At 38.3% G+C, this 13,526-nt stretch carries 11 protein-coding genes; 3 read left to right on the top strand and 8 right to left on the bottom strand.

All coding sequences use genetic code 11. From position 1 onward, the window contains the following. From TEGAF0_RS11415 to mutY, 6 genes are read right to left on the bottom strand one after another with little or no spacing between them, the layout of a single operon-like run. Window positions 1-1,440: a LutB/LldF family L-lactate oxidation iron-sulfur protein gene (locus TEGAF0_RS11415; protein WP_264898354.1), complete on the bottom strand. Its 1,440-nt coding sequence runs from the start codon at window positions 1,438-1,440 to the stop codon at window positions 1-3. Next, entirely contained in the window at window positions 1,373-1,966 is a 594-nt protein-coding gene (locus tag TEGAF0_RS11410) for a DUF3109 family protein (protein ID WP_264898352.1), read from the bottom strand. The genes TEGAF0_RS11415 and TEGAF0_RS11410 overlap by 68 nt, the downstream gene beginning before the upstream one ends. A gap of 19 nt (window positions 1,967-1,985) precedes the next feature. Further along, window positions 1,986-2,591: a gliding motility lipoprotein GldD gene (gene gldD / locus TEGAF0_RS11405; RefSeq protein WP_264898351.1), complete on the bottom strand. Its 606-nt coding sequence runs from the start codon at window positions 2,589-2,591 to the stop codon at window positions 1,986-1,988. Then, window positions 2,584-3,927, bottom strand: a complete 1,344-nt coding sequence (gene gldE / locus TEGAF0_RS11400) for a gliding motility-associated protein GldE (RefSeq protein ID WP_264898350.1) — start codon at window positions 3,925-3,927, stop codon at window positions 2,584-2,586. Before gldE ends, gldD begins: the two co-directional genes overlap by 8 nt. Before the next feature lie 46 nt (window positions 3,928-3,973). Further along, window positions 3,974-4,363, bottom strand: coding sequence for a single-stranded DNA-binding protein (locus TEGAF0_RS11395; RefSeq protein WP_264898348.1), 390 nt, complete (start codon window positions 4,361-4,363; stop codon window positions 3,974-3,976). 58 nt (window positions 4,364-4,421) lie between these two features. Beyond that, window positions 4,422-5,522 (bottom strand): A/G-specific adenine glycosylase, encoded by a 1,101-nt coding sequence (mutY, locus tag TEGAF0_RS11390; protein WP_264898346.1) that lies wholly within the window; start codon window positions 5,520-5,522, stop codon window positions 4,422-4,424. A 163-nt stretch (window positions 5,523-5,685) separates the two neighbouring features. On the opposite strand from mutY, the gene TEGAF0_RS11385 reads away from it, so the two are divergent. The 3 genes from TEGAF0_RS11385 (at window position 5,686) to TEGAF0_RS11370 (ending at window position 8,728) form a co-directional block, all read left to right on the top strand. Then, window positions 5,686-5,970, top strand: coding sequence for an HU family DNA-binding protein (locus TEGAF0_RS11385; protein ID WP_026750914.1), 285 nt, complete (start codon window positions 5,686-5,688; stop codon window positions 5,968-5,970). 26 nt (window positions 5,971-5,996) lie between these two features. Then, window positions 5,997-6,857, top strand: coding sequence for a tetratricopeptide repeat protein (locus TEGAF0_RS11380; protein WP_264898344.1), 861 nt, complete (start codon window positions 5,997-5,999; stop codon window positions 6,855-6,857). Between the two features lie 314 nt (window positions 6,858-7,171). Then, on the top strand, window positions 7,172-8,728 hold the full coding sequence (locus TEGAF0_RS11370) for an Rne/Rng family ribonuclease (RefSeq protein WP_264898343.1): 1,557 nt from the start codon (window positions 7,172-7,174) through the stop codon (window positions 8,726-8,728). A gap of 149 nt (window positions 8,729-8,877) precedes the next feature. Here the strand turns inward: TEGAF0_RS11370 and TEGAF0_RS11365 are convergent, their stop codons facing one another. Beyond that, window positions 8,878-10,266, bottom strand: coding sequence for a RagB/SusD family nutrient uptake outer membrane protein (locus TEGAF0_RS11365; protein WP_264898341.1), 1,389 nt, complete (start codon window positions 10,264-10,266; stop codon window positions 8,878-8,880). 19 nt (window positions 10,267-10,285) lie between these two features. Continuing rightward, window positions 10,286-13,363: a SusC/RagA family TonB-linked outer membrane protein gene (locus TEGAF0_RS11360; RefSeq protein ID WP_264898340.1), complete on the bottom strand. Its 3,078-nt coding sequence runs from the start codon at window positions 13,361-13,363 to the stop codon at window positions 10,286-10,288. Window positions 13,364-13,526 lie beyond the last annotated feature (163 nt).

Below are 13,526 nucleotides of genomic sequence, written 5' to 3'. Positions count from 1 at the left end.
TTAGGATTGATTAGACTCCTTCCACATTTCATTGAAAGTTTTGGAACTAAAATCAAGATCTGCCCGATGGGCTGTCCATCCTTTAAAAATTTTATTGACAATCCAGTTTTTCATTTTCCCATTCCCTGCATTCATCATGACTCTGTTCAAACTGGCAGTTTTCCATGCTTTCCAGGCAATCCTTTCGGCTAGACTGCTATTCCCTTGTACTACTGCTTCATGACGATTATCGAGCAATAATTCGTGAAGGTTAATTCTTACAGGACAAACTTCTGTACAGTTGCCACAAAGTGAAGAAGCATAACTCAAATGCTTGTATTCATCCAGCCCCTTTAAATAAGGTGTAATTACTTTACCAATAGGACCACTGTAGGTTGTTTCATAAGCATGGCCACCAATATTTTTATATACGGGGCATGCATTTAAGCAAGCTCCGCAACGAATGCAATACAATGCTTCCCTAGCCGATTTGCTGGCAAGTAAATTGGTTCTTCCATTATCCAGTAAAATGACAATCATTTCTTCAGGACCATCCGTTTCATTGGCTTGTCTGGGTCCGGTAATAATTGTGTTATAGACAGTAACCCTTTGTCCGGTTCCAAAAGTGGAAAGTAGTGGCCAGAATAAAGAAAGATCCTGTACTGATGGAATAACTTTTTCAATGCCTACCACTACAATATGCGTTTTAGGCCAGGCGCAACTTAGTCTGCCATTCCCTTCGTTTTCAGTTATGGCTATGCCTCCGATATCAGGTAAAATAAAATTTGCCCCTGTTACACCTACTTCTGCTGCAACATATTTTTCTCTTAACTTTTGACGGGCTACCTGTGTTAATTCTTCTGGACTTAATCCACCTGGCACTCCTAATTTATCTGCAAACAAACGTGCCACATCTTCTTTGCTTTTGTGCATGGCAGGTGTAACAATATGATAAGGTGGCTCTCCGTCCAGCTGCTGAATATATTCTCCCAAATCTGTTTCAACACTTTCAATTCCATTTTGTTCCAGAAAATCGTTCAGATGAATTTCTTCTGTAACCATACTCTTGCTCTTCACCAATGTCTTACACTTCTTCTCGCTACATATTTTTCCAATATGGGCCAATGCTTCTTCAGCCGTCTCTGCCCATAACACTTTCGCGCCTCTCTCTGTTATTTTTTGTTCAAACATTTCGAGGTATTGGTCAAGGTGTTCTATTGCATCCCACTTTTTTATTTTAGCCATTTCCCTGGCTTCCATCACGTTGGTAAATTGTTTTTTTCCAATGGGAACAACAGCATTGTACTTACCAATATTGAAATTGATTTTTCTGCGATGCTCCAAATCCGCAGCTTTTATAGTACTTTTTGCAATAAAACTGGCTGCTGAATTATTACTCATCATTTCGTTTTTTAAATTCATTGGCGGTTGCTTCCAGTGCTTCATAAAATTCTGGTCCATACTTTCTGATAAGGGCTTCTTTCAGAAAAATATATACCGGCACCTTTAATTGTTTACCTAATTTGCATCCAGGTTGACATAAGTCTTCTCGCGGATGATAATTTACATATTCAACATCCGGATCTTTCTTGCTTTTTCTAATTAGTATGGGGAAAAGGTGACAACTGAGTGGTTTTTTCCAGTCTAGTTTGCCATCATTATACGCCTGTTCAATTCCGCATATAATGGTACCACTCGCATCTTTTTTGCCATAAGCACAAATACCACCGTTTATGGTTGGTGTTACCCAGCCAAACTCTTTATCATAAGTATATTTGCCCACCCGCTGAATCTCTTCCATGCCTGCTTCATTTAAATAAGGAGCAATCACATCAAAGTATTGATCCAATTTTTCCAGTTCCCATTTTTCCATTGGAGCACCTGCATCACCGTCTTCGCAGCAACCGCCCTTACATTTAGTTAAATCGCAAACAAATTGTTCTTCAACCACTTCGTCACTTATCAGAATATTATCGATTGCTATCATTGTATGTATTGTTTGCGTATTACTGCTTTGATTGTTTCCTCCAGGTAAATGTATTGATTAAGTGCTTCACGTCTTCAATCAGGAACTGATTTACAATACCTAAAGAATCTTCATTGGGCGTGGCATCAAAATACAATGCACCTCTCAAAAAATGTCTGGTGGAATCAGTAAGGAAAAACTGATTCGCAGTGGCTACATTTCCTCCAACTCTGAAAAACACCCCTTCCACATTGTATGGATTACTGAATAGACTGTCTTCAATAGAATATGCTTTGGAAGAATGTTTTCCTGTTAAAGTAAATGCATGTTTTATTAATGTATCAAATCTATTCTTCTCGCCTATCTGTTTATAGCTAACATAAATTCTGCCACTGAACTGAGGAAAGTCTATATTAATCCACCATGGATTTTCAGTAGTTTCATTAAAATAGGTGCTGTCTTTACTAATGGTTGCATATGCTGGATATTCAAAGCTATACGGATAACCTGCATCATTGAATAACTGATATTTTTTTTCAGGGAAATCGATTTTAAAGTAGCCGGTTTGCTTGGGCGTAAAGGGACTATTACAGGCATAAAATCCAATGCAGGTAAGTAAAAAAAACCAAAGTGTCCGCTTATTCATCACCTCTTTCTTTTATTGTCAATTTCACTTTTACGATTCTGTTCTTGGCAACTTCCAGAATTGTGAATTCAAATTCATCTGTTGGTATCACCTGATTTACCTGTGGAATTTCTCCTGCTATTTCAAGTACGAGTCCTGCCAGTGAATCACTTTCCCCTCTTAACTCGTCAAAAGTATTCAGGTCTAAATTCATGATTTTACAAACATCATTAATCATGAGTTTGCCTTCAAAAATATAGTTGTTATCATCCAGCTTTTTATACCCCGAATCTTCTTCGTCAAATTCATCTTTAATTTCCCCAATCACTTCTTCCAGAATATCTTCCAATGTAATAATACCACTGGTTCCTCCAAACTCATCTACTACAATGGCAAAGTGAATTCGTTTCAGCTGAAATTCTTTCAACAGATCTTCAATCATTTTTTGCTCATGCACAAAAAAAGGAGGACGCAATAATTGTTTCCAGTTAAAATTGTGAGGCTGATCAAGATAAGGAAGCAAGTCCTTTGTGTGAATCATACCCGTTATATGATCAAGACCTTCCTTATACACAGGAAGTCTACTGTAATTCAGTTCTTTTACCAGTGTAATCAATTCCTGAAAATTAATCTCTTCTTCAACCCCGTGTACATCCACTCTGGTCTTCATCACCTGCTTTACTGTGATGTTTCCGAACTTTACAATCCCTTTTAAAATATTCTTTTCATTTTCAGAAGCTGTATTATCAGTTGTGATATCAATTGCATGATCCAATTCTTCCAAACTATACGCATTTCCATTTTTATTACTCAATACTTTTTCAAACTTATCAGAGTATTTCACCAGCTTTTTTCCTAAACCTCCACACAAGTAAGTCATGGCCTGCACTATTCCTCCAAAGTCTTTGGCAAAGCGGATATTGTTTTGTGTTGCCAACACTTTTGGCATTACTTCTCCAAACAATACAAGCATAAAGGAAACAGCGAGTACTTTTATAATAAACTCAACCCAGGCTGCACCATATTGCTCAAAATTGAAGAGGTTATCAATCAAAAGATTGGAAACAATGATAATGGTAATATTAACAAAGCTATTGGCAATCAACAGAGATGCCAGGAAAGATTTAGGTTCTTCCAGTAAATCAACAATCCGCTGATAAGGAGGAATCTGTTTGGAACGTAGCAGATTGATGTCTTTATGTGTTAAAGAGAAAAAAGCTACTTCAGCTCCTGATAAAACAAAAGACAGAAAAAACAAAAATACGAGCACCATAACCATTACGGTAGTGCCTTGCGTTTGCACTGCGCTTAATAAAAAGGGAGTATATAATACATCAACTGCAAGGTGATAATCCAAAGTCACGGATTTTGGTTAGAAAGCAAAAATATCATTTCTGCTACAATTAAAACGGAAGAGATTCATAATCGGGCTCGCCTGAGCCTGGTCCTGCTGTGCCATCCATTTTTTTATCCAGCATAATTAAATTGTCTGCTACTACTTCCGTAGCAAATTTTTTATTGCCTTCCTTATCTTCCCAACTCCTGGTTCTCAATCTTCCTTCAATATAAATTAGACTACCCTTGTGTAAATATTTTTCTGCCAAATCTGCCAATCCCCGCCATAAAACCACAGTGTGCCACTCAGTTTGAGAAACGAGCTTACCTGTCCTGTCTTTATATGTTTCGGTTGTAGCCAACGGAAATTTAGCAACACCAATATTCCCTTCCAATTGTTGTATATCTGGGTCTTTCCCCAGATTGCCAATCAGCATAACCTTGTTAACTCCTCGCATATGCATTTGATTTAGGTAAATTGCTTCTTAAAAATACCCATTTTTTATTTATTTACCATCAACTGGTTTTTTTATTCGGAATAGCTTCCAAATACCCATTTATTAATCTGGGGAAGGCAAATTCACTCATTTGTTTTTCCTGAATCCAATCCAGACTTTTCAATGAAACCGGAATAGAAGCTAACTCAATATGTATAAACTGTCCGCTTATCTGCTGGTGGGTCAATTGCTGAACCACCGAAGGTGAAATGGATTTTACCTCAGCAGATTCAATAGCCAGTTGCTCTTCCAGCCATTCCTTAACATGTGCAGTTGTCCAATGTATTGCTCTTTCTGATTCAAACAAATAAAACTCATTCAGCCCCTGCCAGATATCTTTTTGTCTTCTTTGCCTTATGGCCAAATATCCTTTACAGTGAAAGATAAAATAGGTAAACCACCTTTTCTTTTTGGTGATTGTCTTAGATTTCACCGGTAACTGATTTACCTGACCATTCAGAAAAGCAGCACATTTCTTTGCAAGCAAACAAGAGCCACAATTAGGGGTAGCCGGCTTACAAACCGTTGCTCCAAAATCCATAATCGCCTGATTATAAAGGCCGGGGCGGATTTTGTCAAGTAAAGCCTGAGCCAATTCCTCAAACTCTTTTTTACCTGCATTTGTATCGATTGGTGTATCAATGCCAAAAAAACGGGAAATCACGCGAAAAACATTTCCATCCAATACCGCATAGGGTTGATTGTAGGCAAAAGATGCAATTGCAGCTGCCGTATAAGGACCAACTCCCTTTAACTGAATAATTTGATGGTAATCCTGAGGGAATATTCCTCCCAATTCATAACTGATAAATCTGGCTGTATGTAAAAGATTTCTGCAGCGGCTGTAATAACCCAGTCCCTCCCACATTTTGACCACTTTCTCATCCGCAGCTTCGGCAAGCGCCAGAATGGTAGGAAACGCCGCAATAAATCGATTATAATATTCCAATCCCTGTGATACCCTTGTTTGTTGCAACATAACTTCACTTAACCAGATTTTATAAGGGTCTTTCTCGCCCTTCCATGGCATATTTCGATGGTTTTTATCCAGGTTCCAAAGCATCAGTTCTTTGGTAAAAAAGCGGCTTATTTTATCTACTGTCGTGTTTTTCTTCCTCATTGGAGGTTATTTCAGGAGGGGAATAATTAATATATAATCAAATTTACAACTGTAACTAATTGAATGATTTGATACTGTCTTGAAAAACAATTCCTGTTTTTTTGGGTAATTCATGTTTTTTTTGTTACTTTAATGCAAATACCTATTAAAAAAACACTTAATAATGAGAAAATCAGATCTCATCAACAACATTTCTGAAAAAACAGGAATACCAAAAGTAGATGTTTTGGTTACACTGGAGACAATGTTTAAAGAGGTAAAGGAGAGTCTTTCTCAAGGCCAAAACATTTACATACGTGGCTTTGGCAGCTTCATTACTAAAAAAAGAGCTGCTAAAATTGGCCGTAACATCAAAAAAAATGTAGCGGTTGAAATTCCTGAACATTTTATTCCTGCTTTTAAACCAGCCAAAGAATTCGTTAGTGAGGTGAAAAGCAAACGTAAGTAGTTACCTTTGCAGAAATTGAACTTTACGTGAAAAAACAACAATACGTTCTTTCTGCCCTAGCACTTTTACTTTGTTTTGCCTTGTATTTTGGCGGTAAGACCGTTCCAGACAAGTCAGCTGTTACACATTCTGAAGACGACGGACATAACCATTCAGCTGATGCCCCCCAGAAAATTGACCTGAATACCCTACTAACTGCAGCCAAAGGCAGTATTACCCCTTCACAGTCGCAACGCCTGACAGCATTGGAGAATTCTGTAACAAGAGGAGATGTGAAAGACCAGCAAATTCACGCTTATCATGAAATTGCCCGCTTTTGGCTGGATTCTGCCAGAAAGTTCGATTTATACGCTTATTATACTTCTGAGGCTGCGAAGTTGGAAAATTCTGAAAAAAGCCTCACCTTTGCCGCCCGCTTGTTTTTAGACCGGTTAATGATGTCTGGTGATCCAGCCATGCAAAACTGGTTGGCGAGCAATGCGAAAGTTCTTTTAGAAAATGCCCTTAAAATCAATCCTGCAAATGATTCAAGCAGCATTGGACTAGGTGCCTGCTACCTGTTCGGCAATATCAGTACCAATCCTATGGAAGGAATAACACTGATTAAGAAAGTGGTAGACAGAAATCCGGAGAATATTTATGGGCAAATGATGCTTGCACTGGGTGGTAAGAAGAGCGGACAATACGATAAAGCGATTGAGCGATTTTTACTAATAGTGAAAAAGGAACCCGAAAACATTGAAGCTATATTTCATATAGCTGAGTGTTACGACCTTAAAGGAGATAAAACCAACGCCATAGTTTACTATGAAAAAGCGAAAGAGCTGGTTAAAATACCTCAGGCAAAGGAAGAACTCAGTAACCGAATCATGGAATTGAAAAAATAATTTATTGTTTAACTATTTAAATCTCTTTGTATGCCTTGTGGTAAGAAAAGAAAGCGTCATAAAATTGCGACGCACAAAAGAAAAAAACGCCTAAGAAAGAATCGTCATAAGAAGAAGAAATAATTCTTCTCTTGAAAATATTAAAAAGCATTGCACACTAGTGCAATGCTTTTGATACTTATCTACTGTTTGCTGTTGCCTCCAGAATTTCTGCAACTTTACTCCTCCTCCTTATTCAACAGCAATAAATAGTGTAAGTAGATGTCAGGTCCTGCACTTAGGTTCCTGTCAATGTATTTTAAAGTTGCAAATCAGTGAACAAAGAATTAATTATAAACGCTGGTCCAACCGGTGTTGAAATAGCTTTATTGGAAGATAAAAAGCTGGTAGAACTTCATAGCGAAAGCGCTGACATGAATTTTGCTGTGGGCGACTTATACCTGGGGAAAGTCAAAAAATTAATCCCGGGTCTTAATGCCGCTTTTATTGATGTTGGTTACGAGAAAGATGCCTTTCTTCATTATACCGATCTGAGCCCTTATGCAAGATCTATAATCAAGTACACCCAAATGGCTATTCACGATAAAGAGCCAAACGGTTTTGACTTTTCTAAATTTCAGACTGAGCCCGAAATTATAAAGACAGGAAAAATCAATGAGGTACTGAATGGAAAGCCCAATGTATTGGTGCAAATTCTTAAAGAACCAATTGCAGCAAAGGGACCTCGATTAAGTTGTGAGATTTCACTTCCAGGAAGATTTGTAGTAGTAACCCCATTCAATGAAATTGTAGCAGTATCTAAAAAAATTCATTCCGGTGAAGAACGCAAGCGTCTGCATAAAATAGTTGAAGCCATCCGTCCTAAAAACTTTGGTATCATTGTAAGAACAGCTGCTGAAGGAAAGAGCACTGCAGAATTACATCAGGATTTATTAGGCATTATTGAAAACTGGAACAGCATTCAGAAAAAACTGAAAGGGGCTGTAGCACCTGTCAGAATTTTAAGCGAGGAAACAAAAACTACCAGTATACTTCGCGATCTCTTAAATGCAGACTTTAATAAAGTGGTAGTGAATGATCAGACCATCTTTGCAGATACTCAGTCTTACATTCAACGCATTGCTCCTGACAAACAGGATATTGTTAGTCTTTATCAGGGGAATGGCCTTCCCATTTTTGACCATTATGGCATTACCAAACAGGTTAAAAGCTCTTTTGGTAAAACAGTGAATTTGCCAAGCGGGGCCTATTTAATTATTGAACATACAGAAGCACTTCACGTAGTTGACGTGAACAGCGGTTACAAAAGTGTAAGTAATAATCAAGAGGAAAATGCACTTCAAACCAATATGGAGGCTGCCGAAGAAATTGCGAGACAACTAAGATTAAGAGATATTGGCGGAATTATTGTAGTTGATTTTATTGATATGAAACTTCCTGACAATAAGAAAAAATTGCAGGAAGCCATGGAAGAGTTCATGAAAACAGACCGTGCCAAACATTCTGTTCTTCCAATATCTAAGTTCGGACTGATGCAGATTACACGTCAGCGGATGCGCCCTGAAGTAAATATCAATACTTCTGAAAACTGCCCTGTTTGCAAAGGTTCCGGAAAAATAACTTCAAGCCTGTTATTGGAAGATGAAATTGAAAAGCGCCTGTCCTATTTAACTTCTCATGCCCATAATAATCTTACACTGGTTGTGAACCCAATTGTGTATTCGCATCTTACAAAAGGATTATTCTTCAGTTCAATTATCAGAAAATGGAATAAGAAATTTAAAACAAAAATCAAGATTAAGGCCAATACCAATTACCATATTGTTGAATTCCGTTTCTTTAACGAACACGAAGAAGAAATAAAACTATAATCCTTGTCATTACATGCCATTCAGAATGGCTTAATTAAAACACAAGATCCGTAAGTCGAAGTATCTCCTTAATACAAAGCAACTCATAAAACAAAACCCCGGTCAGTAAACTGAACCGGGGTTTATTATGCAAGCAAACAATCAGCTTATTAGTATCCTGCGTTTTGAACAAGATTCTTGTTTACGTCTGTTTCTCTTCTTGGAATTGGTAAAATTAATTTAGCATCATTCCAGGCAAGCGCTCCAACAGTTGTTTGTAAACGCTTAGCTTCAATTAAGTTATGACCTTCAAAAGCCAATTCAAAAGAACGTTCTTTGGTAATATCTGCTAAAGTAACTGTAGCCAAAGAAGCCAAACCCACTCTTGTTCTAATTCTATTGATATCAGCTAGCGGAGTAGCACCAACAGTTGTATTTAAACGCTGATTACATTCTGCACGCGTTAAGAACATTTCTGCCAAGCGGATGATAGCAACATCACCAAAACGATCCAAGTGCTTATTGGTGTAATAGTTACCACCACTTAAAGTGAAATAAGTTTTTCTAAAGTCACCATTTTCGTAAGCATTGATATGTGCTAAACGGATTTTACAGTCACTTCTTCCGTTTGTTCCAGGGATACCCACGTTTCTGCCGAAATAAGTATTCTGAGAGTTGGTGCCGTCTTGAGCAGTTACTTTTAGGGAGAATAAGTATTCGCTTGGTGTAGCTCCTGCATTATTCAAGAATGTAAACCAGTTGCTACCGAAATTTGCCGCTAAGTTTTTACCGCTTCCAGTAATAACACGGTTAGCTGCATCTCTTGCATTCGCATAGTCTTTCAACATTAGGTATACACGGCTCAATTGAGCTGCAGCACCCCATTTGTTAACATAGTTGCCATTAGAATTAGGTAACAATGTTTCTGCCTTGGTTAAGTCTGCAATTACTTGGTCGTAAACTGCTTTTACAGTAGCTCTTGCAGGGTAGTTTGCATCTGTAACGTTTCCAGTAGGTGTTAAAACCAAAGGAACACCAGGGTTAGTTGCATAATCGCCATCTCCTACAAACTTTGCATATAGTCTTACCAATTCAAAATACATTGAAGCTCTTAGCATTAATGCTTCTCCTTCTACTGAATTTCTTTTAGCAGTAGAAGAGGTTACTTTTGCTACCGCTGTTAACACATTGTTGCAGCGGTTGATTGTATTGTAACATGCAGCCCAGGTATCTCTTGCAAATGAATTATCAGATACCATCTGAGTTTGATAAGCATCAGACAAGCCCGCAAAAGTTCCGGTAAAATTGATATTGGTTGAGTTGCCAATCAGGTCGTTTAAAACCATGATATCGCCGCCATAAGCAGCAGCACTCTGTGCTCCATCGTAAGCACCTACTAATGTAACCAATACATCACCTTCAGTATTCAATGCAAGGTTATCTGCTATACTAGCTGTTGGTGCAATGTCCAATCTTTTTTCGCAACCTACTAGTGTAATAGTACCCAAAAGCAATGCAGCTTTGAAGTAATTACTCATGTTGTTGATTAATATTTTCATAATAGTTATTATTAATTAATTAAAAACCTACGTTCACACCAAATAAAATAGTTCTTGGCTGTGGTGATGTATAGAAATCGTTTCCTTTAGCAATATTTGAATCGAAAGAGTCGGCATTAACTTCTGGATCCCAGTAAGTGTAATTGGTAAAGGTTAACAAGTTTTGTGCAGATACATACACTCTTAAACGTTCGATTTTAAACTTAGACAATTGCTTGGCATTGAAAGTATAACCTAGAGAAACTGTTCTCAAACGGATATAAGAACCATCCACAATATAACGGCTACTTGCCTGAGAACCATTCACTCTGTATAAACGTACCTGAGGAATATCTGTGATATCACCAGGCTTCTGCCATCTTCTTAGCTGGTCTGCTGTATTGTTATCTTCGTACAACATACTTGCTGAAGAGTATCTACCCATACCATAGATATTGTTCTCATTACCTAAAACTCCATTGAAGAAAATAGAGGCGTCAAATCCTTTGTAAGAGAAGCTATTGGTAAGACCTAAGATATAATCTGGGTTTGGATCACCTGCAACAATTCTTTGTGCTTGAGAATAAACACTGGTAGTTCCTTTGTTCAAAGAACCATCTGCATTTTTAGTATTCAAATAGAACAAAGCGTTACCATTGGCAGGATCAACACCAGCGTACTGAGGTGTGTAGAAAACACCCACTGCATATCCTTCTTGAACACGGTTCATACTGCTGATACCGCCTTCAATAATTTGACCTTGAATATCGGTTACTTTACCAATATTGCGGGCAATATTGAAGCTGGTATTCCATTTGAAAGCGCCAATTAAGTTTTGGGTATTCAATACAAATTCAAAACCCTTGTTCTCTAACTTACCTACGTTTCTAACTTGGCTATTGAAACCGGTTGTAGCTGGAATATTTACGTTCAACAATAGACCTTCTGTTTTCTTAACATAGTAGTCAATTTCACCAGTGATACGGTTGTTCAAGAAACCGAAATCAAAACCAAGGTCAAATTGCTTGGTGGTTTCCCACTTCAGGTTGTCGTTTCTCAACTGAGAAGGACGCTGACCTGCAGCACCTGCATAACCTGCATCTCCAGAGAATAAACCTAATTGAGGGAAGTTTCCAATTTCAGCGTTACCTACGATACCATAGCTAGCACGCATTTTAAGGAAGCTGATGAATTTATTGTCCTGTAAGAATTTTTCATTGCTCATAATCCATCCCGCAGAAATAGCCGGGAAGAAACCTGATCTTGAATTTCTACCGAATCTAGAAGATTGGTCTATACGCGCACTTGCAGCAACTATATACTTTTCATCAAAAGTATAGTTGGTTCTTAAGAAATAAGACAAGAAGCGGAAATCGGTTTGTGAAGAGCTACCACCAGAAATAGTTGCAGCACTTGCAATCTTCTGATAAGAGTTAGAAGGGAAGGCTGTACCTTCTGCAAAGTTATACTTCGCTTGAGACTGTTGGTATTGTGTACCTAAAGTTGCACTGATATTATGCTTCTTAATAACAGTGCTATAATTAAAGTAAGACTGCGTATTGTAATTGGTTACAAAAGCACCCCTGTTACTACCTAAACCTGCGGAAGCTCTTGTTTGGTTTCTAACCGTTTGAGTTTGGAAATAACCTTCTTCGTTTTGGCTTAGGTAATCCATACCAAATTCAGTTTGGAAGGTTAAGCCCTTAGCTAAGTATGCTTTAATATATGCATTACCGAAGGTTCTGTACACGTCCTGAGTATATTTTGCATATTCTACAGACAATACAGGGTTATAGTACAATGGGATATTCACGTCTCCGGGAGGTGCACCAGCAGGAAGACCTGTATTCGGATCTGTAAATGGAGACATTGGCATCAATGCAATTGCCTGCAATGGGTTAGAGAAGGCGTTATCGTCTGGTAAACGTCTGTTATACGTTCTGGAAAGGCTTAAAGAAACGCCCATATCCATCCAATCGTTTACTTTTTGATCAATACTTAAACGACCTGTGGTTCTTTTTAGTTCGTTACCAATCATGGTACCTGTTTGCTCTAAATGCTGGAAAGAAGAGAAGAACTTGGTTTTGTCGGTACCTCCTCTGATTTGTAAATCAGCCTGTCTGTAAGGCGCTTTTTGGAAAACAGCGTCCTGCCAATCATAGGTTTTCTTAGGATCTTTAGACCAGTTACCATAACTGTAGTAATCCATCACATCATTTCTAACATATGAAGTCCAGCTGTTGGGGTCATTCAATGGGGTTCCGTCTAAATCATCACGGTACTTAGCTCCTTCTAAAATAAGCGTAGCATATTCTTCAGAGTTCAACATTTTCAAACGCTTGGTAGCTTCAGCAGCACCCGTCTGATAGTTGAAAGTTACTTGGGTTTTACCAGCACGTCCTTTTTTGGTAGTAATCAACACTACCCCGTTGGCCGCACGAGAACCGAAGATAGCACCCGCAGATGCATCTTTTAATACTTCTATAGATTCAATATCGTTAGGGTTTAAGTCAACCAATGGGTTGGTTGCACCACCATAAGAGCTCTGGCTGTTAGATGTCATTGGAATACCATCCAATACATATAAGGGCTGGCTGCTCGCACTAATAGAAGAGTTACCTCTTACACGTACTGTAACCGCCTGTCCTAGTTTACCAGACTGGCTGTTAACAAACACACCTGCAGCTTTACCTTGTAAAGCAGCATCCACACTGGGTGTGGGCATGTATTCGATATCTTTTCCTTTTACGCGAGCAATATTACCTGTTACTTCTCTTTTAATCTGAGCGCCACCGAAACCGGTAACAATTACTTCACTCAAATTAGATACAGAGGAATTCATGGCAACATCCACATTGGTTCCTCTTACAGGAGCTTCTACTTCAGAATATCCTACGTAAGAAAATACCAGTGTTTTTACGCTGGAAGTTACTTTGATGCTGTACGCACCATCAGCCCCTGTAACAGAGGTAACAGCGGTACCTTTAGCTTTTACTGTAACACCACCCAACGGAGATCCGTTTGCAGCGTCAGTAACTTTACCTGACACGGTTGTTTGAGCATGAGCTACAACAACACATAAGAGAGCAAAAAGCCCTACTAGCAGTTTTTTTCTCATAATTAGTTTTTTGGTTCTACACTGGTTTTATAACCAGACAGCCCCCAAGTTAACAAAAATTTCATTTGTAAAGAATTTGTTAAAGGTTTTTTTAAGCTTTGTTAAAGTGATGAATGGTTAAAACCTCCTAATATATATGCCAATACCCCGCAATGGCTTAAAT

This window comes from Sediminibacterium sp. TEGAF015 (assembly GCF_025997995.1).
Taxonomy (GTDB): Bacteria; Bacteroidota; Bacteroidia; order Chitinophagales; family Chitinophagaceae; genus Sediminibacterium.
The sequence above is the reverse complement of the archived record's forward strand: the minus strand, read 5'-3'. Positions and strand labels throughout refer to the sequence as shown.